This is a genomic window from Neobacillus sp. SM06, from assembly GCF_050496765.1.
Lineage (GTDB): Bacteria > Bacillota > Bacilli > Bacillales > Cytobacillaceae > JAEVLT01.
Genome location: NZ_JBNWEO010000015.1, coordinates 514,585 through 541,536 on the forward strand (window position 1 = coordinate 514,585; position 26,952 = coordinate 541,536).

At 41.7% G+C, this 26,952-nt stretch carries 23 protein-coding genes and 1 other annotated feature; of the genes, 5 read left to right on the plus strand and 18 right to left on the minus strand.

Annotated features, from left to right (window positions below; genetic code table 11):
• Positions 1-87: 87 nt before the first annotated feature.
• Both ACQYAD_RS12100 and ACQYAD_RS12105 read right to left on the minus strand, forming a co-directional pair.
• Positions 88-585: an aminodeoxychorismate lyase gene (locus ACQYAD_RS12100; RefSeq protein WP_430238469.1), complete on the minus strand. Its 498-nt coding sequence runs from the start codon at positions 583-585 to the stop codon at positions 88-90.
• Entirely contained in the window at positions 575-955 is a 381-nt protein-coding gene (locus ACQYAD_RS12105; RefSeq protein WP_430238471.1) for a hypothetical protein, read from the minus strand. Before ACQYAD_RS12105 ends, ACQYAD_RS12100 begins: the two co-directional genes overlap by 11 nt.
• Before the next feature lie 121 nt (positions 956-1,076).
• Between ACQYAD_RS12105 and ACQYAD_RS12110 the strand changes: the two genes are divergently transcribed.
• The gene (locus tag ACQYAD_RS12110) at positions 1,077-2,309 is read left to right on the plus strand and encodes an ISL3 family transposase (RefSeq protein WP_430238457.1); all 1,233 of its coding nucleotides are present in this window, start codon (positions 1,077-1,079) and stop codon (positions 2,307-2,309) included.
• Between the two features lie 439 nt (positions 2,310-2,748).
• On the opposite strand, the gene ACQYAD_RS12115 is transcribed toward ACQYAD_RS12110, so the two are convergent.
• Together ACQYAD_RS12115 and ACQYAD_RS12120 are read right to left on the minus strand one after the other, a co-directional pair.
• The gene (locus ACQYAD_RS12115) at positions 2,749-3,174 is read right to left on the minus strand and encodes an OsmC family protein (protein ID WP_430238473.1); all 426 of its coding nucleotides are present in this window, start codon (positions 3,172-3,174) and stop codon (positions 2,749-2,751) included.
• Positions 3,175-3,347: 173 nt separating this feature from the next.
• A complete protein-coding gene (locus ACQYAD_RS12120; protein ID WP_430238474.1) occupies positions 3,348-4,730 on the minus strand; it encodes an MBL fold metallo-hydrolase in 1,383 nt (460 codons plus the stop codon).
• 307 nt (positions 4,731-5,037) lie between these two features.
• On the opposite strand from ACQYAD_RS12120, the gene ACQYAD_RS12125 reads away from it, so the two are divergent.
• Entirely contained in the window at positions 5,038-6,087 is a 1,050-nt protein-coding gene (locus tag ACQYAD_RS12125) for a phosphodiester glycosidase family protein (RefSeq protein WP_430238476.1), read from the plus strand.
• Between the two features lie 221 nt (positions 6,088-6,308).
• Here the strand turns inward: ACQYAD_RS12125 and ACQYAD_RS12130 are convergent, their stop codons facing one another.
• From ACQYAD_RS12130 to ACQYAD_RS12140, 3 genes are all read right to left on the minus strand, one after another.
• Entirely contained in the window at positions 6,309-6,530 is a 222-nt protein-coding gene (locus ACQYAD_RS12130; RefSeq protein ID WP_430238478.1) for a glutaredoxin family protein, read from the minus strand.
• Positions 6,531-6,669: 139 nt separating this feature from the next.
• Positions 6,670-7,314 carry a LysE family transporter gene (locus tag ACQYAD_RS12135; protein ID WP_430238480.1) on the minus strand — a complete coding sequence of 215 codons (645 nt, stop codon included), beginning with the start codon at positions 7,312-7,314 and terminating at the stop codon, positions 6,670-6,672.
• Positions 7,315-7,566: 252 nt separating this feature from the next.
• Complete coding sequence (locus ACQYAD_RS12140; RefSeq protein ID WP_430238482.1) at positions 7,567-7,815, minus strand: hypothetical protein; 249 nt, start codon at positions 7,813-7,815, stop codon at positions 7,567-7,569.
• A gap of 281 nt (positions 7,816-8,096) precedes the next feature.
• On the opposite strand from ACQYAD_RS12140, the gene ACQYAD_RS12145 reads away from it, so the two are divergent.
• Positions 8,097-9,047, plus strand: coding sequence for a glycerophosphodiester phosphodiesterase (locus ACQYAD_RS12145; protein WP_430238484.1), 951 nt, complete (start codon positions 8,097-8,099; stop codon positions 9,045-9,047).
• A gap of 44 nt (positions 9,048-9,091) precedes the next feature.
• On the opposite strand, the gene ACQYAD_RS12150 is transcribed toward ACQYAD_RS12145, so the two are convergent.
• From ACQYAD_RS12150 to proB, 3 genes are all read right to left on the minus strand, one after another.
• Complete coding sequence (locus tag ACQYAD_RS12150; protein WP_430238486.1) at positions 9,092-10,162, minus strand: branched-chain amino acid aminotransferase; 1,071 nt, start codon at positions 10,160-10,162, stop codon at positions 9,092-9,094.
• A 279-nt stretch (positions 10,163-10,441) separates the two neighbouring features.
• Positions 10,442-11,683 (minus strand): glutamate-5-semialdehyde dehydrogenase, encoded by a 1,242-nt coding sequence (locus ACQYAD_RS12155; protein ID WP_430238487.1) that lies wholly within the window; start codon positions 11,681-11,683, stop codon positions 10,442-10,444.
• Entirely contained in the window at positions 11,676-12,800 is a 1,125-nt protein-coding gene (gene proB / locus ACQYAD_RS12160) for a glutamate 5-kinase (protein WP_430238489.1), read from the minus strand. The genes ACQYAD_RS12155 and proB overlap by 8 nt, the downstream gene beginning before the upstream one ends.
• A 57-nt stretch (positions 12,801-12,857) precedes the next feature.
• Positions 12,858-13,058, minus strand: a binding site (T-box leader).
• A gap of 563 nt (positions 13,059-13,621) precedes the next feature.
• Between proB and ACQYAD_RS12165 the strand changes: the two genes are divergently transcribed.
• Complete coding sequence (locus ACQYAD_RS12165; protein ID WP_430238810.1) at positions 13,622-15,055, plus strand: DHA2 family efflux MFS transporter permease subunit; 1,434 nt, start codon at positions 13,622-13,624, stop codon at positions 15,053-15,055.
• A gap of 123 nt (positions 15,056-15,178) precedes the next feature.
• Here the strand turns inward: ACQYAD_RS12165 and ACQYAD_RS12170 are convergent, their stop codons facing one another.
• From ACQYAD_RS12170 to ACQYAD_RS12185, 4 genes are all read right to left on the minus strand, one after another.
• Complete coding sequence (locus tag ACQYAD_RS12170; RefSeq protein ID WP_430238490.1) at positions 15,179-17,410, minus strand: AAA domain-containing protein; 2,232 nt, start codon at positions 17,408-17,410, stop codon at positions 15,179-15,181.
• Between the two features lie 140 nt (positions 17,411-17,550).
• Positions 17,551-17,766 (minus strand): acetyl-CoA carboxylase biotin carboxyl carrier protein subunit, encoded by a 216-nt coding sequence (locus ACQYAD_RS12175; RefSeq protein ID WP_430238491.1) that lies wholly within the window; start codon positions 17,764-17,766, stop codon positions 17,551-17,553.
• Positions 17,767-17,779: 13 nt separating this feature from the next.
• On the minus strand, positions 17,780-19,126 hold the full coding sequence (locus ACQYAD_RS12180) for an acetyl-CoA carboxylase biotin carboxylase subunit (protein ID WP_430238493.1): 1,347 nt from the start codon (positions 19,124-19,126) through the stop codon (positions 17,780-17,782).
• A 97-nt stretch (positions 19,127-19,223) separates the two neighbouring features.
• Positions 19,224-20,375, minus strand: coding sequence for an acyl-CoA dehydrogenase family protein (locus ACQYAD_RS12185; RefSeq protein ID WP_430238495.1), 1,152 nt, complete (start codon positions 20,373-20,375; stop codon positions 19,224-19,226).
• Positions 20,376-20,589: 214 nt separating this feature from the next.
• On the opposite strand from ACQYAD_RS12185, the gene ACQYAD_RS12190 reads away from it, so the two are divergent.
• The gene (locus tag ACQYAD_RS12190) at positions 20,590-20,901 is read left to right on the plus strand and encodes a DUF3870 domain-containing protein (protein ID WP_430238497.1); all 312 of its coding nucleotides are present in this window, start codon (positions 20,590-20,592) and stop codon (positions 20,899-20,901) included.
• A gap of 39 nt (positions 20,902-20,940) precedes the next feature.
• Here ACQYAD_RS12190 and ACQYAD_RS12195 read toward each other — a convergent pair whose 3' ends face one another.
• The 4 genes from ACQYAD_RS12195 to ACQYAD_RS12210 form a co-directional block, all read right to left on the minus strand.
• Positions 20,941-22,230, minus strand: coding sequence for an aspartate aminotransferase family protein (locus ACQYAD_RS12195; RefSeq protein ID WP_430238811.1), 1,290 nt, complete (start codon positions 22,228-22,230; stop codon positions 20,941-20,943).
• Positions 22,231-23,251: 1,021 nt separating this feature from the next.
• Entirely contained in the window at positions 23,252-24,469 is a 1,218-nt protein-coding gene (locus ACQYAD_RS12200; RefSeq protein ID WP_430238498.1) for an acyl-CoA dehydrogenase family protein, read from the minus strand.
• A gap of 13 nt (positions 24,470-24,482) precedes the next feature.
• Positions 24,483-25,457: a CaiB/BaiF CoA transferase family protein gene (locus tag ACQYAD_RS12205; protein ID WP_430238500.1), complete on the minus strand. Its 975-nt coding sequence runs from the start codon at positions 25,455-25,457 to the stop codon at positions 24,483-24,485.
• A gap of 411 nt (positions 25,458-25,868) precedes the next feature.
• A protein-coding gene (locus ACQYAD_RS12210; RefSeq protein WP_430235185.1) for an IS630 family transposase occupies positions 25,869-26,895 on the minus strand; the annotation gives its coding sequence in 2 pieces (ribosomal slippage) (positions 25,869-26,424 and positions 26,423-26,895; 1,029 coding nt in all).
• Positions 26,896-26,952: the final 57 nt, after the last annotated feature.

Consider the following 26,952-nt stretch of genomic DNA (forward strand, 5'->3'; position numbering starts at 1 on the left):
AGGTTAACATATAAAACTGATTCGATTTAAAAACCAGAAGGCCGAATCGATTTGCGTGCGATTCGGCCTTCTGGTTAAACATCAATATTATTTTTTAAAAATCGTTGCAATGACTTGGTCGTAAGACATTTCACTATCGACGACAAATGTACCTGGACGTAAATTGTTTTGCAATCCCCGGCTTTCAATATCCTTTGAAAAGTTAAAAGCATTTTGAATGATATTCGCTTTTTGCAACGCGTTACCGACGTCGATACTGGTCATCCCATCTGCAACATTGATCACAGCTTTATAGACAACTTTTTGAGATGAAGGATCAGCAGAAGTGGTGTCTTTCTTGCCGGATTGCGCTGCTTTTTTAAGATTATTGTTATACTCATCCTTTTTTTGCACGATATATCCTGCCACAGCCAGTTTGTCTTTCATCTGACCCTCTGAAAGTTGAACCGCTGCATTTGACTGCTTTGCTGTTGACTTCGGGTCCGCTTTAGCTGCCTTGTCATTTCCAAAAAAATAAACTCCGCCAATTATACTTGTTGAAAGAAAGATTCCTGCTGCAAAGCTGCTCATTTTGTTAAATTTCATTTGCAACTTTTCCCCTTTCTTCCGGCTGAATTTGAAATGGCGCAAGCATTTGGCTAATTTCACTTTCTGAAACTTGTTTTTTCTTGGCAATGCTTTCAATTGAATAGCCGCGTTTATATAAATCTAGCACCTCGCGAAGAGTTTGCAATTCACTTTGGGAAAGCTGGATCCCAGCTTCTTTTAATATTATTTCCATACTCAGTTCAATAGTTCGAATTGAGTCCTGCAAATCATTGATATCTTTTACTAAAGCGATGTGCGCGAGATCCATTCTTTTCTGCTCTTCTTTTGCTGATTTTAAAGATTTTATACTAGATAGAATCAGCAATATAGCTGATATTCCAAACAGCACGGCTAATGTCCAAACCATTCGTTTTTCCTCCTTCTCGAAAAAAAATCTGCTTCCTCGCTATTTAGTGTTTAGTTTAAAACCTCATAAAACTGTCAATACTGGGTAAAAACTAATAGAACGCCTGGGAGTTGAGAGCTTTATGAAAGATTACCCAGAAGATTATGATGTATTTGAAGCAGCTTTAGAAATACCTGAACCATGGTATGTTTTTCATCATGAATTAGCCAAAGAGGAAAAAACACTTCACATTTATCTTGAGTACAGAAAAGGCGCTGAATTTTCATGTCCTAATTGCGGATCACCGGGATGCAAGGTTCATGATATTCAGGATCAAGACCGTACATGGAGACATCTTGACTTTTGGCAATATCAAACCATACTTCATGCAAGAATGCCTAGGGTTAAATGTGAATCATGTGGAAAAATACTTACTGTTATCATTGATTGGGCACGCCCAGGAGCCGGATTTTCAATACTTTTCGAATTTCATGTGTTGTCGTTGATGGTTGAAATGCCAGTTGCCGCAGTTGCCCGTAAAGTTGGTGAACATGATACCCGTCTTTGGAGAGTCTTTAAACACTACGTTGATAAAGCGGTTGAAAACATTGATATTTCCAATGTAAAAAGTGTAGCTATGGACGAAACCTCGCGTACAAAAGGCCACAAATACGTGACATTATTTGTAGATACGGACACCAAACGGGTCATTTTTGTCACGACTGGAAAAGGAGCAGATGTCTTACAGGAATTCTGCCAATTCCTTGATAGGAAAGGTGTTCCACGTTCTCAAATTAAAGATTTCTGTTGTGACATGTCTCCATCGTTTATCTCAGGTATTGAAGAGCATTTCCCTGAAGCACCGATTACATTTGACAAATTTCATGTGATGAAAATGGTCAATGAAGCATTGGACAACGTACGAAGGCAAGAACAGGCCACTCAGCCGGAACTAAAGAATTCACGGTATGTATGGCTTAAAAACCAAGAAAATCTTACCGAAAAGCAACAGAAAACATATGCCAAACTTAAGGACATGGATCTAGCAACAGGTCGTGCATATCGTATGAAATTGTCATTGCAGAAAATGTTTACTAAATCAGCAGGCATCTCTGAATTATACTTTGATGAGTGGTATAACTGGGCAATCCGATCTCAACTGGAACCGATGATTAAGTTAGCACAGTCGCTAAAAAAGCATAAAGACGGTATTTTGAGATGGTTTAAAACCAAATTGACCAATGGTCTGCTTGAAGGAATAAACAGTTTGGTTCAAGCTGCCAAAAGAAAAGCCCGTGGATACCGTTCTCCAGATAATTTTATTGCCATGATTTATGCAACAGTTAATAAACTGGACTTGGTCAAGGAGTCGTAAAAAATAACCAATAAGCAAAAAAGAATGCGTTACAGTTTGGAGCCATACCTCGCTCGCAACCGAACACATTCCCTTGTCCATGAATAAGTATGTCCACATTTTGGGTGATTATTCAAGTTACAGGTGGTGAATACTGAGCGAGCAATTGAACACATTCCCTTGTCCGGTTTTTGGTTTTCCTCTTGCCATTAACGGAGCATTGAATGCTGGCAGTGCCCAAAAAATGATAGAAAAGACTAGATCCTATTATGTTGTTTTTTCAATACTAAATAGCGAAGAGCCAAAAATCTTAACATTGTTATATTATAAAGCGAAAAAGCAATTTTTTCGATCAAATTCTATTAAATACGAAAAAAGTCGTGTAGTTTTGACAAATTGCGGAATGAAAAAAACCGTGAATAGCTGTTATCACAACTGTTCACGGCTGATTTAGAAAAACTTAGTTCAAATTTTTTGCTTCTCCACCATTGATGGAATAGCTTGCGGTTATATTCGAATTTAGTGAATGGGCAACTGAACAATATTTATCCTTTGATAATTGGATCGCTCTGATTACTTTATCTTCAGGAAGATCCCCTTCTAATGCATAATGGATGTTGATATCGGTAAAGCGTCTTGGATGATCATCCGCACGGATTCCTTCAACCTCCATTGAAAAAGCGGTTGGATTCAAGCGCATTTTATGCAGGATAGAAATGATATCAATCCCTGTGCAGCCAGCAACCGCATTTAACAACAATTCCGTTGGCCTTGCCCCGCTGTTTGTTCCGCCAATTTCTTCTGCCGCATCTATACGAATTTCGTGTCCGGATGGTGTTGTACTTTTAAATGCCATCTTTTCTGTCCATTGTATCGTTGTTTTCAACGGTATTCACTCCTATGTATGAAATAGTTGAGATTGTAACGGTTCGAATGATTTAGTAAACAGGCGATCCTTCCTTCTCATTTCTATAGTACAATTTTTTATCGAAACCTTGCAAAAATTATTTACTCTAAAAACCATCCTCAGCTCTATTCGCAGAGGATGGTAATCGGCCATTATTCTTTTTTAACTGGCATTCCTGCTTTTTCCCACGCCGAGAACCCACCTTCTAAGTTCAAAACAGTAAATCCTTTTGCTTGAAGAAGGCTTGCACCAATAGCGGATCTTCCTCCACCTTGGCATTGAGTGATGATCTTTTTATCTTTCGGCAGCGAATCCAAATGATCTGTTAAATTTCCTAACATATAGTGATACGCTTCAGGAATGTGACCGGCATCCCATTCACTTTGATTACGAACATCCACCACAAAATAATCCTTGTCATCGATCAGTTCTTTTGCTTCTCTTACAGAAACATTTTGATACGATTCCAAATCGGTACCGAGTTCTTCTATCGGAATATATCCAGTGATCCGATCAAGTCCAATCGATTGCAGTGCTATTTTAATTTCCGGTACTTCTTCTTTAGGGGCAATTAAAACAATATCTCGGTCATAACGTAACAGCCAGCCTGCCCAATTGACAAATGATTGATTGAATGGAATGTTGATCGAGCCTTTTACGTGTCCTGCGGCAAAATCCTTTGCCGTTCTTGTATCTACAAGATCGGTATGATTTGGTACAGGAAGCGACGTCTGTGGGGTCTCTTCATTTTTTAGGAGATCCGGTCCCAGTTTGTTCAGTTTTTTCATTTGGGCGAAATATTTTGGCGGCTCCGGCTGGCCCTCAAGCAATGCTTTCACAAATTTTTCCTCATCTTTAATTTGGAAAGCCCAATTGAACTGTTTTTCATAGCCAAGTGTTGACATTGGCACGGCACCTAAAGATTTCCCGCAAGCACTTCCAGCGCCATGAGCTGGCCAAACCTGCAAATAATCTGGCAGATCTTCAACTTTCTGAAGGGATGCAAACATTTGCTTAGCTCCTGCTTGCGAGGTACCCATGACACCTGCCGCTTTTTCAAGCAGATCCGGGCGGCCGACATCTCCTACAAACAGGAAATCCCCTGTAAACACCCCCATGGGAGCTTTTGCCCCTCCGCCTTCATCTGTAAGTAAAAAAGAAATACTTTCAGGCGTATGACCTGGTGTATGCACTACCTTAAAATGGATGTTGCCAACCATAAAAGTCGATCCATCCTTTAAAAGTTCATGCGGATAATCTTTTGCATAAACATATTTCCAATCCTTATCTCCTTCATCTGACAAATACAACTTTGCTTCAGTTCGGTGCGCTAGCTCTTTTGCTCCCGACAAATAGTCAGCATGAATATGGGTCTCAGCGGTACCGACAATTTCAAACCCTTCTCTTTGAGCGATCTGAAGATATGGTTCGATATTTCTTGCCGGATCAATTACGATTGCATCCCCTGTTCGCTGACAGCCAACAAAATAGGACATGTGGGCAAGCCTTTCATCAAAAAATGAACGAAAATACATAAAACTTCCTCCCTTGGCAGTCGATATGATTACGGAATAGATAAAGCGAGTAGATGGCATTCCGTATACTGTTTTATATACCCTCCATCGTATTTTTTAAAAGTGAAAAAATCTTGAAACGTTGATTCCCCCTAAATAGTGTGTCTATTGAAACAAACTTCATTCTCTTTAAGAACGGATGACAGTTGCATGATCTACAGAAAATTGACAAAAAACGAGTAATTTCATGAAAATTTAACTTGTAAGACTTCCACTGTCTATGTATGATAAATTCAGTTTTTAATTTTTTTTAAAAAGGAGACATGGCATGGATCTGATTACACGTGATGCCGAATATATGACCCGCTCTAAACGAAAACGGAAGAAAAATCGTTTATGGCGTGTTTTTTTGATCCTATTTCTGATGTTCCTCACTGCCGGCGGGGGATTTCTCTATGGAACAGATCAAGGTTTGCAATACCGAAAATTGCTAGTGGGATCCGTTCTTTCAACACAGCATCCCCAATATGTTAAATATTTACGGTTTTTACTTTCTAAATCGGAATTTGATGCTTTGTACGATGCTTGGAAGAATCCGAAAACGGTGGAATCAAAAATAACAGACCAAAAAAATAATCATATTGCAAAAGCAGCTATGAAGCCCAGCTTATCAGAGTCTATTCAGGTTGACACTGTCAATACTGCTAATTTTACGGCGAAAGTAATGATCATACCAGATCCAACCACCGTTCATGTAGTAACTTCGAAGTACTCTTATAAAGGAGAAGCCCTTTCAGATTTAATAACAGAAAACAATGCCATCGCGGGTATTAATGCAGGTGGATTTGTCGATAAAGGCGGAACTGGTTCGGGTGGACAAATGCTTGGAATTGTCATTAGTAACGGAAGCGTTCTTTCAGGCGGAGATCGCAATGCACCGCAACTGGTCGGTGGATTTCTAAAAGACGGGGAATTTATTACTGGGAATTACTCCGTAAATCAACTTTTGAAATTAGGGGTTCGGGAAGCTGTCAGCTTTGGGCCCCAATTAATCGTAAACGGTGTAAACCGAGTATCAGCGAATCTTGATGGTGCCTGGGGATGGGCTCCACGAACTGCGATTGGTCAAAGACAGGACGGCAGTGTAGTGATGATTATCACCGACGGTCGATTTTATTGGGACAAAACTCACCGCGGCGCATCGATGTCCGATATGGCTCATTTGTTCGAAAAGTACAATGCTGTGAATGCAATTGCCATGGATGGCGGCGGCTCAACGACCATGATAAAAGACGGAGCATTACTGCTTAAGCCAGCTACTAGTACGAGAGTTGGCATGCGCTACTTGCCAAACGCCTGGGTCGTCATTCCTCATTAACTGAAACATCTCCCAGACAAGTCTATTTTTGTAGTGCATGAATGAACGGAAAAGTAAAAGGGCAGGATTATTCCTGTCCTTTCTTTTTTCGTATGTTCGCCACTTTTTCACTTATTCTGATAGTTGGAATTTTATTGGTGATTCATTCAAAAGACCGGTTCCGGTCTTCTTAAGACAGACAGAATTTCGGTACAGTCTGCTTGCGTTGGAATCACTCATTTCTATTGGAGGAGCTTTTTGAGTACTTTTTCATTTACTTCAAAACCGATAAACACTTTTGGTTTTTTAAATATGCCCGCAAAACCGCCGAATTTAATCACGAATGACGGAACGATTTTGGATCCAGTTCGTTCCTTCAATTCAGCTTCTTTTTCAGGTTGTTTGGTCAAATCAATTTCCGTATAAGAAATTTCATTTTTCGAAAGAAACTCTTTCGCCGCCATGCAATCCGTTCAGGTTGGTCTTGTATATAAAATAATTTCCCTCATCGCTGCTGCACCTCTACTTTCTTGATTGCTTCTATTTTACCTTTATTTTTAAAACGTATCCAATATTTAAACCCGGGTATCCTAGTTATTGAAGTCAGGAAGTTTTTTGCAATAATTTGAGTAATTCAGTGAAAAATTGCCAGCCAAATCCGAGCAGAAATATTCCAGCGCTAAAGGTTACTCCTCTTAAAAGATTTTCCTTCACTAATTTTTTCGAAAAATGAACGGCTAAAACCAAGAACAAGTTCCAAAAAAACAAGCCGAGAAGAATTGCTAAACTACAAAGGAATGAGAAGGTTAATGAATAAATAGCCGTTAATTCTTGGAGCGCTGTACCGTATATTCCAAACCAAAAAACAAGGCTGATTGGATTTGCCAAAGAGATCGTCATTCCCGTGAAAAATGGACTTTTCGTTCTTGGAGGTTTGGTATCCGGACTGTCAAGCGGTTTATATAACGCTGTATACATGCTGTTTAAACCAAGATAACTAAGCATCAGAACACCAAATATATACATGAATAGCTGGATGATTTTTATTTGCAAAAATGGATGAATCCCAAAAAGGATGGCCATGAATAATACAATATCGCCAGTTAAACCGCCAAGGCCAACGAACCAGGAAGAACGCATTCCCTCTGTTAAACCCCGCTTTAAAACTTCAATATTCATAGGCCCAATGGGTGCTGCCAAACTAAAGCCCAAAAATAAATAATGAAGCAATACGAAAAGAAGTTCCATTTTTTCCTCTCCCCATCCCGCTTGTCCTTATCTACTATATGCTGGAGAGAGGTTGAAACATGCAAAAACAATGCTGCCTCCAGTTTTATCATCACTGGGGCAGCATTAGTATTTTTTGTAAAATAAATTGTTGAGATTGGTGAATACGGTAGGAATTGAGTGAGTGATTCAACATCTATTGGTTTGCCGTTCTTTGGGTGCTTTCATTCGTGGATGTAAAGAATTTTCAAAATAGCCTTGTTTTTGAGTATATTAACCAATCTGCTCATCCTGAATTTCTTGACTTAACAATGATTTTTTGTTGGTCATTGGTGTTAGTTCGGATCTTTTCAACAAGTATTGAAAATGCTGAATCGGCATCGAACCATAGCCTTTTCCTTCAGCAAGGGTAAATTGAATGGTAATTCCATTGTTTCTTATCACTGTTAATGACTCTGCTGAGTTGTAATAGCCTTTAATTGTACTTGAAATCTGGTATCTCGATCCGGCTTCAATTGACATTGCAATCCCTCCATACATTTTTTTACTAGTATGGTTTCTTGTTCTTTTATTCATACCTATTTCTGTGAAAAAGAAAAACGGCAATGATAAACGGCCGCTGTTAATATGTTCATATAACGATATGGATGGAATGTTGATTGTATGGAGAACCGTTTCTTCGGCAAGGCCATGAAACTGGTATGTTTACCAAAGCTTCATTTTCCATTAAAACAATCTTTACAAAGATCCAATAAATGAGTATAAGTATAATAAGAAATCGGAAAAGGAGATGATTTTACAAGATGACAAAAAGATTGATTGCAGGACTCGTCTTCTTTTTCCTGATTCTTTCGTTAACGGCTCCATGGACGATAGGGACTCACGCGCTAAGCGGGAGCATTTTTGCAGCTAAAAAGCAGCCATCACAGCAGCTGCATCCAATCGCGACCCATGTTGCGACCATTGCCCATCGCGGCGCTTCTGCATACGCTCCTGAACATACATTGGCAAGCTATCGCAAGGCAATACAGATGAAGGCGGATTATGTTGAACTCGATCTGCAAATGACCAAGGACGGCCAATTGATTGCAATGCATGACGAAACCCTTGAGAGAACGACAAATGCAAAAGAAGTTTATCCCGATCGATCACCTTGGCGTGTAAAAGACTTCACTCTTGCTGAAATTAAACAGCTTGATGCCGGTTCCTGGTTTAATGCTGCATATCCTGCTTTGGCGAAAAAGGGGTATATTGGCCAAAAGGTTCCCACTCTAGATGAAGCCATCCAAATCGTAAAACAAGATGGCAAGGGAAAAGCCGGTCTTTATATGGAAACAAAAGCACCTATCGTTTATCCGGGGATGGAGGAAAAATTAATCGAAACCCTTCGTAAAAATAATGTTCTTGATGATAAGAAACTCTTTCTTGAATCATTCAGTGAATCCAGTTTGCGAAAAATAAAAAAACTTGCACCAAATGTAAAGCTAATTCAACTTTATAGTGCTTCAATGATTAAAGGCAAGGACTTAAAGCAGGAATTCGACCGGATTTCCACGTATGCTTCCGGTATTGGTCCGAGTAAAGAACTTGTTGAACCTATATTAATTGAAGCCGCTCACGAAAATCAGCTGTTCGTTCATGCGTGGACAGGAAATTCAAAAGATGTGTTAGCTGCCTTGCTCGCCTTAGGAGTTGACGGCATATTTACAAACACTCCTGACCAATTAACGAAGCTTCGAGAACTAGCTCATTAGACTTAAAAAAGGGGTGAATGTTTCACCCCTTTCATTCTAATCCATTATAATTTTACACACCAGTCGAATGGATCTGGTTTGGTGCCATTTTGGATACCTGTTAATGTGTCATACAATTCTCTTGTCAGTTTGCCTATTTTTCCATCCTGAACGGGCAGTTTCTCATTCTGCCATAAAAACTCCCCGATTGGTGAAATAACTGCCGCTGTCCCCGTTCCAAATGCTTCTTCCAATAGGCCGTCATGGCATGCCTGCTGGATTTCTTCAATCGAAATGCGTCTTTCAATAACAGGTATATTCCAATGCTTCAGCAATTGGATAATTGAATTTCTTGTAACCCCTTCAAGGATGCTGCCGTTTAAGTCTGGAGTTACCACTTCCCCGTTGATTTTAAAGAAAATATTCATGCTGCCCACTTCTTCGATGTATTTGTTTTCTTTCCCATCGAGCCATAAAACTTGTGAGTAGCCAATTTTTTCTGCAATTTCCTGCGCCTTTAAACTGCTTGCATAATTTCCGCCAGTTTTTGCGTTGCCGGTTCCTCCTGCTACCGCGCGAACATATTGACGTTCAACTGCGATTTTTACAGGATTGATGCCTTCTTTATAATAAGAACCAACGGGAGACAAAATGATCATAAACTGATAGCTTTTGGAAGGAGCCACCCCTAGATATGGCTCTGTTGAAATAATAAACGGACGAATATAAAGCGAGGTTCCTTCAGCAGCCGGAATCCAATCACGATCAATGGAAATGAGTTTTTTCAATGCTTCCAAGGCAAACTGTTCATCAATCTCCGGGATACATAATCGGTCATTTGATTGATTTAACCGTTTGAAGTTACGGTCAGGCCGGAATAACAACACTTCTTCCTCTTTTGTCAGGTATGCTTTTAATCCTTCGAACACCGACTGTCCATAGTGGAAAATCATTGCCGCAGGTTCGAGCGAAATTGACTGGTAAGGGACAATGCGCGCGTCATGCCAGCCTTGCCCTTCATGATAGTCCATCATAAACATATGGTCGGTAAAAACATGGCCAAATCCCAGCTTGCTTGGATCGGGTTTTGGTTTTTTCGTTGAAGTTAGTGTAATTTGTATTTGCTCATTTTGCATGAAGACTCAACCCCTTATGTATTTTCAAGAAATTTCATTATCTTAAAAATACTTTACTCCTTTTAAGCATAAAACAAAAGACTTAAAAATCATTTTTTTTAAAAACTTACGTCAAAGCTTCTCGCAAAATAATTCCTAACGGGAAATAGAGAGTGATTTTCTAAATTCGATTATTTAATCAAGCTTTTAACGAGTTCGACAATTTAGTCGAAATTTCTAAAACAATCGTAACAATGAAAGCAAAAACATCTCCCTACGCAGGAGATGCTTCTGCTTTTATTATATACGAATTTGCCCGTTTCCCCGAACAATTGCTTTTGTGGTGGTGATGGCGCGCAGCCCCATCGGTCCGCGGGCATGCAGTTTTTGCGTGCTAATGCCGATTTCTGCTCCATAGCCGAACTGCTCCCCATCTGTGAAGCGGGTAGAGGCATTATGGTACAATACAGCTGCATCAACAGCCTGGAAAAAACGTTCGACATTTTGGTGGTCTTCACTAATAATTGCTTCCGAATGCTTCGTTCCGTATTGGTCAATATGCTCAATCGCTTCTTGGACATTTCCAACCAGTTTAACAGCTAAAATTGGTGCTAAAAATTCTGTTGACCAGTCTTGTTCGGATGCATGAGTGACAAATGAATACTGGGAAAAAAGCGCCTCATCGCCGCGCAGCTCCACACCTTTTTCCGAAAGCGACACCAATAATTCAGAAATGTAAGGCCAGTTTTTATGAATAAGGATCGTTTCTGCCGCATTGCAAACAGAGGGTCGCTGCGTTTTCGCATTGATTGCGATGTTGATCGCCATTTGCCGCTGTGCTGTTTCATCAACAAAAATATGGCAATTGCCCACACCCGTTTCAAGAACAGGAACGGTCGCGTTTTGAATCACGGATTGAATCAAACCAGCACCGCCTCTTGGGATCAGTACATCCAAGTACTGATTTAATTGAAACATCTCCCCAGCTGTTTTCCGGCTTGTGTCCTCCAACAATTGAACCGCATCTGACGGAATGGCGGTTTCTGCTAATGCCCGCTGCATGACCTGCACAAGTGCTTTGTTGGAGTTTAACGCTGACGTGCTGCCGCGAAGCAACACCGCATTTCCAGCCTTCAAACAAAGACCGGCAGCATCAACAGTAACATTTGGCCGAGCTTCATACACCATGCCGATCACACCGAGAGGCACGCGGATCATTTCAATTTGCAAGCCATTTGGGCGCTCCCATAATTCAATCGTTTCACCGATTGGATCATTCAGAAGAATTAATTGGCTAATTCCTTCGGCGATCTGTGTCAATCTCTCGTTTGTCAAAAGCAACCGATCCAATAAAGAGGAAGACAACCCGTTTTCCTTTCCTGTTTGAATATCTTTTGCATTTTCTTGTAAAATCCATTCTTTTTGTTGTAACAGCTCTTCAGCCATTTTTGCAAGGGCATCGTTTTTTTCAGCTGTCGAAAGAATTGCCAGCTTTTTCGCCGCTTTTCCTAGCTTTTTTGCTTTGTCCAACAATTCACTCATTTGCGGTCACTCCTCTCATCGTTACCCAATTGTCGCGGTGTATCACTTCTGCCCGGTGATTCACCGAGTATTCCTTTGCCAAGTTGCTCGGCAGCCCTTTCACCTTCTCAATATCCATAGCAGAATAATAGATTTGACCTTTCCCGATGATCTCGCCTTTTTGATTTTGAACGGCGACAACATCCATTGCATTAAAATTACCTATTACCTTGGTTACCCCGACCGGAAGCAAGCTGCTGCCTTTTTGGACGATTGCTTTTTCCGCACCTTCATCGACCTCTATCGTTCCGCCAACTTGGGAATGATAGGCAATCCATTGCTTTTTCATTTGCATTTGCGATTGGAAAGGTCCGCCAATATAGGTTCCGTCCCCTTTGCCAGCTAAAATATCGGTCAGTTTTTCCCTTCCATTTCCCGTACCGACAAATACACTTACACCAAGGGATAACGCTTTTTGGCTTGCCAACAGCTTCGATCGCATTCCGCCAGTGCCGACCTTTGTGCCGCTATCTCCAGCGATGCCCAACAGTTCATCGGAAACTTCGGGGATAAAATGATATTTTTTCGCATTCTTTGAAACTTTCGGATTACCGTCGTACAATCCGTTGACGTCCGTTAAAATAATCAGCGCATTCGCATGCAAAAAGCCGCTGACAAGAGCGGAAAGCATGTCATTGTCCCCAAACGTCAACTCTTTGATTGAAACAGAGTCATTTTCATTCAAAATCGGCAGGATACCCCGGTGCAATAGTTCTGAAATTGTAGAATACAAATTATGAAAACGTTCACGGCTATAAAAGTCATCTCTGGTAACTAAAATTTGCGCCGGTGTAACCGCTAATTCTTGAAAAAGCTGATGATAATGCTGCATCAACAGCCCCTGACCTACTGCAGCAGCCGCTTGTTTCCCGGCAGTCGTTTTTGGCCGCGAAGAATATCCTAATGCGCTGAATCCCGCCGCAACTGCACCTGATGAAATCAAGATCACGTCATGGTCTTGTTTTTTTAAGTAAGCAAGTGCTTCAATATGATCGCGCATTTTTTGTTCGGACAGTATGCCAGCTTGCGTGGTTAACGAGCTGCTGCCGATTTTTACAACAATTAATTGTTTTTTCATACCACCATGCCTTGCCTTTCTTTGCAAAAATAAAAAAACGACCTTCCCATCCTTTAGAAAAAGGACGGAAAAATCGTTCCGCGGTACCACCTTTATTGGCGCATAAGCACCCGCTCTGATCCGTAACGTGGATAACGGCTTATGTTTTCATAAGCAGCTTCATTAGGGCAGGTTCAATCTTTTTTCCGTGAGAAACCTTCCAGCCTCGGGTTTCACTCTCTGTCACATTCCGAAGATTTACTAATCCCATGCCTTTTACAGTACATGATTTACTAGTTATTATCCTTAGTAATCAGCATTTTGTCAAGTTGGTGTTTTTCCGAAAATTAGCACAATACTATGGTAAATTATGGCCTCTGGATTTTTCAATATGTGTTTCCCTTCCCTTTCAATTTTTCTAAGCCTTGAAGCAATCACACGGCTGTTATATTTCTCTTTTCCATTATCTTCCCATTAGTTGAAGTCATTCACTTTGAAAATTTTTCACAAAGCATAATGTCACATGAAGTTCTTCTGCCCAAGGTGTTTTTTGTACATAAGGACGAGAAAGAATGCAAAAGTTAAAGTGACTGGGAAACTATTCGTAAACCAATTGTTTCGATTCGCGAAGGTTTTAATTGACAAAATGGCAGGTACTATATATATAATATTACTCGCTGAATATCCACAATTAGCAAGGTATCGATAAGGATAAGTGAAATCCCCTTAAAAAATTCAAATGTTCTTGCCTTTTATACCAAGCTTTCAATAAACGATTGGAGGAAATACAATTGAATACAGCTGAAAATCCAGCTATTCGCACTACACCGCTTTTTATTGTGATGATCGCCGGGGCTTTGGTGGCCTTTTTAAATCAAACGGTCATTAATGTAGCGCTGCCGAAAATGATGAACTATTTTGATGTTTCTGCAGCAACAGCCAACTGGCTTGGTACCATCTTTTTGTTGACAAATGGAATTATTATTCCAATTACCGCCTTTTTAATGGAAAGATTTACAACGCGGCAACTGTTCCTTTCTTCAATGGGAATTTTTGCGGTCGGGACTTTTTTATGCGCCATTGCGCCTACTTTTTCAATTGTGTTAGTAGGTCGGGTTGTCCAGGCAATCGGTGCAGGTGTATTGTTTCCGTTAATCACCAATGTCATTTTTACCATTTTCCCGATCAATCGCCGCGGGTTTGCCATGGGGATCTTTGGGATTGCAATGAATTTCGCACCGGCAGTAGGTCCAACTGTTGCAGGTTGGATTATTGAGTCACATTCATGGCGTTTATTGTTCTACATTCTTTCACCGATTGCTTTAATAGATTTTCTTGTTGCCATCTTTCTTGTAAAAAATGTAACGAAAACTGGCCGGCCAAAGCTGGATGTTTTAGGAGTCATTTTATCAACAATTGGTTTTGGCGGCATTCTCTATGGTTTTTCCACAGGCGGGACAAAAGGCTGGACTCATCCGGAAGTAGTGACATTATTTATTATCGGCACCATTAGTGTTGCTTTTTTTGTTTGGCGGGAGCTAACAGTAGGGCACCCGATCTTAGAATTTCGGATTTTTCGTTTTCCGCTATTTACGTTAACGACGATCATTAATATGATTGTCACGATGGCATTATTTGCCGGGATGATTATCATGCCAATCTATCTGCAAAACATACGCGGTTTTTCCCCGCTTGAAGCTGGATTTATGCTGCTGCCTGGCGGGGTTATAATGGGAATCATGTCACCGATAACTGGAAAGTTGTTTGATAAATACGGAGCGAAATGGCTTGCGGTAACGGGCTTAGCCATTATGATCGTCACCACATACGCCTTAGCAAAGCTTACAACTAATACAACATTTACTTATGTGATCACGGTGTATACGATTCGAATGTTTGGTATCTCGTTGTTAATGATGCCGATCTTTACGGCTGGTTTAAATGACCTTACCCAAGATTTAAATCGCCATGGAACGGCAATGGTTAACACGTTAAGAATGGTTGCAGGTGCGGTCGGTATGGCATTTTTCGTATCGATTATGACCAATCAGGGGAAAGCATATGTAAAAAACATTGTTATTCAGCAGCATATTTTACCGACTGATAAGGTGCATATGGCTCAAGCAATAAACCAAGGAACCGTGATGGGAATAAATGATGCATTTCTGATTGCTACCTACATGACCATTACAGCATTTGTACTGTCTTTCTTTATTCGAAAATCACGAGGAAACGCAGCTGCGGAATCAGTAGTGGTAAAAGAAGCAAACCAATAGAATAAAAACCAGTGAATTCCATATAATAAAGATGATCCTTTCGAACACTTCGCTTGTTGCGGGACCTTAACCAGTTCGGATCGAGAGGATCAAGGGTGCCAGATGTTTCGTCTGGCACCCTTTTTATTCCCCCACTTGAAACTGGCGAATGAGATACTCGCATACTTTTTCCGAATCTAGTCGTACTGCAATAGAGGGTGGCTCGATGTCGATCGCTCCTTCTAACGGGAGCCCGAGCCACAAAAGATGATCATCAATCAGAATAAATGGAAATGTAAGGTCTAGACTGATCCGGTTGTTTGGTAGAAGCTCTGACCATGGATTTGTCGAAATCACTGTCAAATTTTGCTGTTTCAGTTTTTCTATCCAATGATCCGGAAGAACGGTTTGTTCCGGCAAAGAAACAATGACCGAACGGGCAGTCGTTAAATCGTAAAAAACACGGTCCAGTTTGAGCGCGTGCATCCACTGCAATCGGGAATGCTGGTTTTGCACCCATGATCCAATGTCCTTCCTCCCGATGACCTGCCATTGTTTTTCCTGATAGTCCACAAGCTGGCGTAATGTTTTGCCACGGTAAACATGTTTTTTTATAAAATTCCGATCGGTTACATGGATAAATTTCCCTTTTGTTCTTGTGATCGCTACATTGATTAATCGTTCACTGTCTCGACCAGTCAAAAGCATTCCTGCCCGCTCCTGAGGGGGACTGTCCACCGTGTCAAAAACCATGACGTCGCGTTCACTCCCTTGAAAACGATGGACAGTTGCTGCAATGATATCAGCAGTTAACCGTTCGTTCTTATATACATCTTGCAGTAATAAATCCATTGCGGCTGCTTGAGCACGGTACGGTGTTACATAACCAATCGAACTTACTCCAGCACAATGTGCTTCATGAAGCAATTGAAACGAAAGCAGCAAATGCCAGAGATTCACCCTAGAATGAGAGGTTCGTTCGTAGAAGCAATAAGCGCCTGCACGGCTAGTATCAACCAGAACAGAGGCGCGTCCTGGAAATGGATTTGACTCCATTATTTTCGTTCTGCTTTTCGCAACGCTCGGATGATCGCCGACGAGTGACTGATAAATAGAATGATTGGTGAATGCTGAAATTTCGGGATGCATTCGCCGTTGTTCTTTAAGCAAAAATAAATGCGGATGAAGCTTTCCAGTATGAACCGACTCCGTAACGCCGGATTTATGAAAAATATCTTCTTTCAGCCATGTTGTTACAAGCGGATCACGGGAAGCAGCGATCGGCGGCAATTGTTTAAAATCGCCGCTTACGATTAAACGCTTTGCAAGGGTAGCCGCAAAAGCAACTTGCGGTACGTATGCCATGCTGGCTTCATCAACCATTACGAGGTCAAACTCTTTTTCGTAAATTGCCGGATCGCTTGCCGCCTTTGCCAAGGTTGTCCCAACGATATAGGCATCTTTTACAAACTCAAACTCTTTTTGTCGGATTTTTTCGAGAACCCGGGCAATTTTAGTCTCCAACTCCAATAGCTTTTCCGAATCCCGCTTGCTAAAAGATCGCCCCAGATCCTGTTTTAGCTGCCGTCTTTCATCGACCAGTTTTGTTCTGTTTTGCGCAAGAAGCGGATCTTCTTTTTCCAAAAGCTGCGAGGTGGTCAGTGCAGCGCGATGACGAAAGGTTTCACCTGAGTTGTTTCCATAACGAAGGACATCCCCTTCCCTGATCCGCCCCTTTTTTTCAATAAACGTGGAAATCTCACTGACAAGGACATCCACTGCTTGATTGCTATGTGATAAAAGAAGAACCCGTTTCTCCTTAAAATACTTGTGTGCGGCTGTCCGTGCCAAGGTGTACGTTTTCCCTGTTCCAGGCGGACCCCATACAAACGTAACAGGATTGTACTTTGAGCGTAACAGCAGTTCGTGAATCGTTCCGGAAATTTTTTCCACTGGATGTTTTGGGGGCATAGAGGGATCCATTAATTTTTTGATTCGCAGCCGTTTTTGCTTTGACTTCTTGGTCTCATCTAACCGTAAAATTAACTGTTCCAATAATTCCCATGGATCATGGTAAAGGTGGGCCTCCCCAATCAAATCTCCGAATGATCTTTCCAGTGAAAGGATGATTCCGCTGCCTTCAGCAGACAACACTCGCCCTTGTTGTCTGCTGCTTCCCCATTCAAGGCGGATTGAGGATCCTGCCGGAATTTTTAGGGGAACAGCCGTATCAAAATAGTAGGTGAATGAACCCTCGGCAGTCACCAATCTTCCGTTTGTTATAACCATTTTATTGCTGCCGAATTTCTTCAAGTGCATGATTTCGTTTTGGAGTGCTTGCTGCCATTCCTTTATGTATTCTACTGATGTTGTCATTTATTTCTACCTTCGTTTCTGTTGAAAAGAGAATAATTTCATTATACATGATACAAACAAAGCTGCACTAGCTGCTTTGTTTGTTTAACAAAGTGCCGTTTATGGCTGTCGATTGGGTGATATCGACAGCCAAACCGCCCTTATACGTCCAGTACGATTAAAACATCGTCTTCATTGACAAAATCTCCTTCGTTCACTTTCACTTCTTTTACGGTGCCACTCATTTCTGCTGTGATTGGAATTTCCATTTTCATTGATTCCAAAATTACAACCTCCTGCCCTTCCCCAATCAGATCTCCCGGCTGAACAAGTATTTTCCATACACTTCCTGCCATGCTTGCGACAACTTTACTCATTTCGAATGTCCTCCTATTTTTTTACTTGCAAATATTTTGCAATAAAATCTGTTGTTGTGTTGCCATTCCGAAATGCTTCGTGTTTGACCACTTGAAGCAACAACGGAATATTCGTCTTAATCCCAGTCACTTTATAATGGCTCAATGCTTCTTGCATCCGCTCGATTGCCTCTACTCGAGTGATTCCTTTAGCAATAAGTTTGGCGATCATGGGATCATAGAATGGAGTCACAACCGACTGTCGACTTACCCCGACCTCATTGCGAATCCCTTCTCCATCCGGTAAAAACAACTCTTTTATCGTTCCAGGGGACGGAAAAAATGTTCTCGGATCTTCAGCGTAAATTCGCACTTCAATTGCATGTCCGTCTCGTTTTACTTCCCTTTGGTGAAAGCCCAGCGGCTCACCCGCAGCGATCCTCAGCTGCTGTTCTACCAGATCAAGCCCGGTAATTTCCTCTGTAACCGGGTGTTCCACTTGAAGTCTTGTGTTCATTTCCAAAAAATAAAAATTTTTCTCCTCATCGACTAAAAATTCCACGGTTCCAGCACTTTGATAGCCAATTGATTTTGCAGCCATTACAGCCGCCTCGCCCATTTTTTGCCGTGTACTTTCGTCTAAAAATGCAGATGGTGCTTCTTCAAGAACCTTTTGATGACGGCGCTGAACCGAGCATTCCCGCTCCCATAAATAAACGGTGTTGCCGAATAAATCTGCTAAAATCTGAATCTCAATATGACGCGGATTTTTCAGATACTTTTCTATAAACAGATCGCCATTGCCAAAAAAGTCGGCGGCGCGTTTTTGATTTCCTTCAAATGTTTTCCGTAATTCGTCAGCATTTTGGACGACTTGCATCCCAATGCCACCGCCGCCTGCCGAAGCTTTCAGTATAACTGGATAGCCAAGCTTTTCAGCAGCATTTATGGCTTCCTCTTCATTTGCAAGTGAACGAGTAATCCCTGGTACAACAGGAACCCCCGCTTTTTCCATTTGCTTGCGCGCTTCAATTTTACTTCCCATCACTGATATTACTTCTGAAGAGGGGCCAATAAAAACAAGACCTGCCTCTTCACAACGGCGGGCAAATTCGGCATTTTCCGATAATAAGCCATAACCGGGATGAATCGCCTCCGTTTTTGAACGTTTGGCAATCTCAATGATCTTTTCGATTTTTAAATAACTTTCTGCTACCCTAGCACCACCAAGCAAATAGCTTTCATCTGCTTCATATACATGCACTGCGTGTTGGTCAGCCTCCGAGTAGACGGCAACCGTTTTAATTCCAAGTATTCGACAAGTTCTGATTATGCGAACGGCAATTTCACCGCGGTTGGCGATTAGGATTTTTTTAAACATAGGACTCCCCCTTGCTTTGTTTGAAAAGCAAACACAGCCAGTTCACAAAGCCGGTATTATTGAATGTTCCTAAAGCTACCATTGGAAAATCATTACGTTAAAGTTTTTCCAGACAACCGATCTCCCTTGCGATAACCATTCGTTGAATTTCCGAGGTACCTTCACCAATTTCAAGCAATTTTGCATCGCGGAAAAAGCGCTCGACCTGATATTCCCTCATATATCCATATCCGCCGTGAATTTGCACAGCTTGGTCACATACCTTCATGCACATTTCCGAGGCAAATAATTTCGCCATAGCTGCTTCCTTTTTAAATTTTCTGCCTTGGTCTTTTAACCAAGCAGCCTTGTAAACAAGCGTCCGTGCCAACTCGATCTGCATTGCCATATCGGCAAGCTTAAATTGAATGGCTTGAAAAGATGAAAGGCTTTGACCGAATTGCTTTCGCTGCTTCGCGTAATGGAGTGATTTTTCAAAGGCTCCTTGAGCAATACCGACAGCCATTGCGCCAATCCCGATTCTGCCGCCATCAAGCGTTGCTAAAAATTGTTTGAAACCATTTCCTTCTTCCCCTAAAAGGTTTTCTTTCGGTACGCTCACATTTTCAAGGATTAATTCGGTAGTATTGGAAGCATGCAGTCCCAATTTTTCATAGTTTGCTAAAACAGTAAACCCGGCGGCATCAGTTGGAACAATGAATGCGCTGATTCCGTCCGTTCCTTTTGTCCGATCTGTAACAGCCGTTAAGGCAATATTTCTTGCGAAGCTACCATTGGTGATAAAACACTTTGAACCGGAGATGATCCACTCACCCCCTTGGAGGATCGCGGTGGTTTGCGTGCCACCCGCGTCAGAACCGGCATTTGGTTCAGTTAAGCCAAATGCCCCCAAGTATTCTCCCGTACATAATGGCGTTAAATAGTTTTTCTTTTGTTCTTCCGTTCCGAATAAATAGATCGGTGCTCCGCCTAATGAAATATGGGCAGAATAGGTAATCCCTGTCGAAGCGCACACACGGCTCAACTCTTCGACTGCGATGACAAAACCAATTGTGTCTCCTCCACCGCCGCCATATTTTTCAGGAAACGGGAGTCCCAAAAGTCCCAATTTGGCCAGCTTTTTGAATACATCTAGAGGAAACTCCTGTTTTCGATCCCGTTCGTCTGCTCCTGGAGCTACTTCTTCTTCCGCAAACTCATGAACCAGTTTCTGAATCATTTGGTGTTCAGCTGATAGTTCAAAATTCATTTTCCAACCGTCCTTTCTTTTTAAAATGTACGCTTTCCTGTTGTAAGGCCGGCTAATCACTAAATTTCGACTGTATCTACTATAACTATAGATATTAATTTTTCTAAAAATTATTTGTTGTTTACGCAAAATTTTCACTGTTCTTTTCAAAGAATGATATGGTTTAATAAAATTATTCATAACAAAATTTTTTGGAATGGTAAGGAGAATGTAAATGAACACGGTTTTTATTGCGGGACATGCAAAACTTCCTTCTGGTATGGCAGCAAAAAGTATTTTTGATACGTTAACAATCACGGTGGAAATTGATCGGAAATATGGAGTCATCATTGAGGCTTCTTGTACGCTCGCAACTGGGCACGGCAGAGAATTTATTTCCAAACTTCTTCGAGGATACAGTTTACAAGATGGGATCGATAAACCGCTTGAACAATTAACTAGCAGCTATCTCGGTAAAGCTAATAATGCACTTGTTGCCGCTTTAAAAGATTTATATAAACAATACGAAGTGTACAAACAGGGATGATCCAACTAAGGAGTCATTCCTGTTTGTTTTTGTTTTCAGTTATACCTTTTTTTCCACCTCCAAAATGGATTTCTTTAAAATGGATACGAGTTCATTCACTTCCTGTTTGTTGATCACAAGCGGCGGTGAAAAGACAATGGTATCCATTCCTTCAAATACAACGGTGCGAACAATTAGCCCCCGTTTGGCCGCTTCGGTGCCGATAAGTGGGGCGATTGGCGTTGGAAAGCGACGGTTTGTTGCTGGATCGATGATCTCAACAGCGCCGATTAAACCGAGACCCCTGACATCTCCAACAATCTTTGTATCCTGTTCGAGCTTCTTTAATCCTTTTAACAATTCTTCACCCATTAATCTTGCATTCTCAATAAGGTTTTCATTTTCGATAATTTCCAAATTTTTGAGTGCTACCGCGCATGATGTTGGATGGCCGCTGTACGTATAGCCGTGCAAAAGCACTCCCTCTGATTTTTCCACTAGTTGTTTGTGAATCGCATCTGTTACAATGACGGCGCCAAGCGGTAGATAGCCGCTTGTTATTCCTTTTGCAACCAACATAATATCAGGGACAACGTTGTAATGGTCACAGCCAAACATTTTGCCCGTCCGGCCAAAACCTGTAATGACTTCGTCGGCGATAAACAGTACATGGAATTCATCGCAAATTTTTCTGATTTCTTGGAAGTAGCCGTCAGGAGCAATATTTACTCCTCCCGCTCCCTGAACGGGCTCTGCAATAAATGCTGCAATTGTATCGGCTCCTTCCCGTTCAATGCATTCTCTTAATGCCCGGACTGAAAAATTGTCAACATGGAGAAAATCAGGTGCCGGCGATTCCGTCATTTGATGGAAAGGAGAGATTCCAGTTGCACTTGTGGCACCAATGTTTACCCCATGGTACGCTTTTTTGCGGGCAATTATTTTTTTCTTTTGCGGCTGTCCATTTATTTTCCAAAAATAGCGTGCTAGTTTGTAGGCGGTATCATTCGCTTCAGAGCCCCCTGAAGTATAGAAAACTGCACTTAAATTTCCCGGCGTAATTTCGGCCAATTTGGCTGCAAGACGGATCGCCGGTTCATTGCTCATTGAGGAAAACGAATTGGTGTAAGCGAGTTTTTCCATTTGCTGGCGCGCCGCTTCCGCCAATTCTTGCCGTCCATAGCCGACATTGACATTCCAGAGTGAGGCCATACCTTCTAACACTTTTTTACCGGTAATATCGGTTAGATAAACACCTTTTCCTTCTGTGAAGATAAACGGCGCACCCGTTTCGTGCTGCTGTTTAAGCGAGGAGGTTGGATGGATGAAATGGTTTTTATCTAGATTCATTAAGGTATTCTTTAAATCTTCTTCCGTCACTTCATGACCACTCCTTTATTGTTGTCCATTGACAATAAGTTCACTGTTGTGTGGTATGTTTGCATTTTAAAAATTCCACTCATCCTAGTTATGCTAATCTTCTGGACAAAAATGATACCGCAGTTCAGGAAATCAAAAACAACAGTGTCTTATACTAAAGAGTAATATCAGAATGGAAGGAATAGTACCTTTTCCAGAATGTAATAATACGGATCGGCCAGGGGATACTATCTCATGACCCGTCAGAAGCAAAATTCCCGCTTTTCGGGCCATGAGAAGAGACCTCATGACCCGTCAGAGACAAAATTCACACTTTTCGGGTCATGAGAAGAGACCTCATGACCCATCAGAGACAAAATTCACACTTTTCGGGCCTTAAGAAATGACCTTATGACCCGTCAGAGACAAAATTCCCGCTTTTCGGGCCTTAAGAAATGACCTTATGACCCGTCAGAGACAAAATTCCCGCTTTTCGGGCCATAAGAAGGGACCTTATGACCCATCAGAGACAAAATTCCCGCTTTTCGGGTCATAAGAAGGGACCTTATGACCCGTCAGAAGCAAAATTCACGCTTTTCGGGTCATAAGAAGGGACCTTATGACCCGTCAGAGACAAAAATCCCGCTTTTCGGGTCATAAGAAGGGACCTTATGACCCGTCAGAGACAAAAATCCCGCTTTTCGGGCCATAAGAAGGGACCTTATGACCCGTCAAAGACAAAAATCCCGCTTTTCGGGCCATAAGAAGAGACCTCATGACCCGTCAGAAGCAAAATTCACGCTTTTCGGGTCATAAGAAGGGACCTTATGACCCGTCAGAGACAAAAATCCCGCTTTTCGGGTCATAAGAAGGGACCTTATGACCCGTCAGAGACAAAAATCCCGCTTTTCGGGCCATAAGAAGGGACCTTATGACCCGTCAGAAGCAAAATTCCCGCTTTTCGGGCCATGAGAAGAGGTATTCTACCTAATATTGGGTTATTACAGTATTTCTAACCATTCGTAACTGTTTCTTTTTCACTCTCAAACGGCCAGGACGGTAATGCCTGGTTCAGCGGTTTATCAACCCGATATCCAAGGACATATTCTGCTTGCATTATTGTGTGGATCTCTCTTGTTCCTTCATAAATAACAGGCGCTTTTGAGTTGCGCAAATAGCGCTCAACCGGGTACTCGCTTGAATAGCCGTAGGCTCCATGAATTTGCACCGCATCATCAGCAGCTTTATTGGCAAAATCACACGCTTGCCATTTTGCCAAAGAAGTCTCCCTTGTATTGCGTTTTCCTTGATTTTTCAGTTCGCCGGCACGGTAAACGAGCAGCCGGCTCATTTGCAGCCCGGCTTCCATATTGGCAATCATCTGCTGAACAAGCTGATGCCTACCGATTTCTTTGCCAAAAGTTTTCCGCTCCTGGCAATACTTCAAACTCGCTTCGAGACTGGCCATAATTAAGCCGACTGCCCCGGCGGCAACGGTAAACCGGCCATTGTCGAGTGCGCTCATCGCAATCTTAAAGCCTTCCCCCTCTTTGCCGAGCAAATTCTCTTTCGGCACACGAACTTGGTCGAAAAACAATTCACCAGTGTTGCCGGAACGGATCCCGAGTTTTCCTTTAATCGCTTTTGACGAAAAGCCCGGCATTGTCCGCTCAACAATGAACGCGGAAATTCCATGATGGCGTTTTTCTTTGTCGGTGTAGGCAAAAACGATAAAGTGATCGGCGACATCACATAAGGAAATCCACGTTTTTGACCCGTTTAAAATATAATGATCCCCGTCTTTAACGGCTGTCGTTGCAAGCGAAGCAACATCCGAGCCTGCACCCGGCTCCGTCAGGCCAAAGGCACCAATTTTTTCTCCCTTCGCCTGGGGAACAAGATACTGTTGCTTCTGCTCTTCGGTTCCCCATTGCAACAGCGTCATACTGTTTAGGCCAATATGAACCGAAACAGCTGTCCGAAAGGCAGTATCGCCCCTTTCCAGCTCTTCGCAAACAATTGCCAATGCGTTATAATCCATACCGCTGCCGCCGTACTGTTCAGGTATACATACTCCCATTAGATTTAATTCTGCAAGCCGTTTATAAATGTTCGGATCAAAATACCCTCGCTCATCCCATTCGCGCATATAGGGCATAATCTCTTTGTCTACAAAACTCCTAACCATTTTTCGAAGCATCACTTGTTCTTCGCTAAATTCAAAATTCATTTTACACAACCTCCTAGATTATTTTTAATTTTTTCAACTCTGCAATTTTTTCAGCTGAATAGCCGGCCTGCTGTAAAATTTGTTCCGTATGCTCTCCGGCTATTGGCGGATGCCGTTCCATTCTCACGTTTGTTCTTGATAGTTTGAGTGGAGAACCGACAAGCTTTATTGGTCCAGCTTGAGGATGCTCCATGGACACAACCATTTTCCTCGCTTGAAGCTGTGGATTTTGAAACACACGATCCATTGAATTGATCGGACCGCACGGAATGTTATGCTGTGAAAACAGCTTAAACCATTCATCCATTGGCCTTTTTGTTAGCTTTTCTTCAAGAACCCGTGTTAGTTGGTGCCGATTCTTTACCCTCGCTTCATTCGTCCGGTAAAGCTCCCTCCTGGAAATTTCGGAGATTTCCAGCAAATCACAAAGTGACGCAAACTGGCGGTCATTCCCGACAGCGATAATCATTTCACCATCAAGGGTGCGAAAGGTTGTATATGGCACAATGTTCGGATGGTCATTGCCGAGGCGCTGTGGCACCTTCCCCGAGATTAAATAATTGCTGGCAACGTTTGCGAGCGAACTAACGGCCGAGTCGAATAGCGACATGTCGATTTTTTGACCCAATCCGGAATGTTCACGTTCGAAAAGCGCAGCCTCAATCGCAATCGCAGAATACAGTCCGGTTAAAATATCCACCATGGCTACGCCAATTTTCATTGGACCGCTTTCGATTGTCCCCGTTATGCTCATTAACCCGCTTAAGCCCTGAATGATGTAATCATAGCCGGGCAAATGCCGATCCGGACCGGTTTCCCCAAACCCGGTTATGGAACAGTAGACGAGCCTTTTGTTCATTTCCTTCAACCTTTCATAATCAAGGCCCCACTTTTCCATTGAACCTGTTTTAAAATTATGAATCAGTACATCTGCCCCTTTTGCCAATGTCCGGACGATCTCTCTGCCTTCTTCAGTTTTCAAATTCACAGCTTTCCCTTCCGCATACAAAAAGCCAGTCCTCTCACTACTCAAGTGGTAAGGACTGGCTTTGAGATCCATGAACAAACATCCGGCAAAAGATGTGCAATGGAATCTTAACAGTCTGTAAGCATTCAGGTACACTCCGCTGCCTTCTGCGGTAAAACAGATAGGGACGAAGAATGATATCTTTTATTTTACACAATTTTCTGGATATTACAATCTGTTTTTTAAAATTTTTCTATATATATGGAACTAAACAATTTGGTTCTGTAACGATTTCCTAGATTAATGACAATATTCTACAAAATTTAAGCACAATATACCTGCAATCATCGGAGTTTGTCGAATATCGTTTTAGGCTATTTATTGCTCAATCCGATCCTGGCAATCTGGCTAAAGGTGTAATTGAGTCAATAGTTAAAGCTTAAGACATAGACGATTAACGATTTTCATAGGGTCTTTATTGATTTGTGTAATGAATGTCTGGACAGCCACTCTAATTTCTTCTACCGTTTTATAAAAAACATTATAAATAATTGATTTTTTTAACCATCCCCACAGTCCTTCAATTAGGTTTAACTCTGGGCTGTATGGTGGGAGAAAAACAAGTTGCAGATGATCTTTATGGGCTTCGAGAAAAGGTTGAATCAGTTTCGAGTGGTGGATTCTAGCATTATCCAGTATCATTACAATCTTCTCACCCTTGTATCTGACTACAACTTTTTCAAGAAAAGATAGGAAAACTTGAGCATCATAGTGTTCTTCTTCTGTGACAAACACTTCGCCTGTTTCGTAATCGAGGGTACCAATTAATTTAACCCCGTGATGTTTTCCATAAGTAGGTATCACTTTTTGTTGCCCTTTAGGAAACCATGTATTGGCTAAAGCTTGGTAGTCCCTGATCATGGATTCATCTTGAAACAGAATTCGATCAATTTCGTCATTCATCATTTTTTTTAATCGTTTCAAATTCTTGTTTGAACGCTTCCTGTTTCTCGGGGTCAGCCTTTGCTAGGGTATACGTTGGTTTTGTGTAACTAAATCCCAAACGAGTCAACAATCTCCTTACACCCCGGTCCGTATAAACAATGTCAAATGTTTGCTTAATCCAATCGCGAACAAGAAATGAAGTCCAATTCATTTCTGCGGGAAATCCAACAGCAGCTGGCTTTTTTTCAACAATTAACTGATAGAGTTCCTTTTCTTGTTCCTCTGTTAGTTGACAAGGGCGTCCGGGAGATTGTCCGGGAACTAATCCCTCCAAACCGTTAGTTTTATAGGCTCGAACATAGTTATATATAGTTTGCTCCGTACATTCTAAAAGGTCAGCGATTTCTACATAAGTCCGTCCTTTTAAATGCATGAGGATAGCCTGATAACGTTTAAACATCCGTAGATCCCTTAAACCATGCATACAAGCTTTAACTTCCTGAATTGAATCCATGTTTTCATTTTGAAGGATTTTCATTATGTGTCCGCCTTCCTAAAGGTTTTATTTACC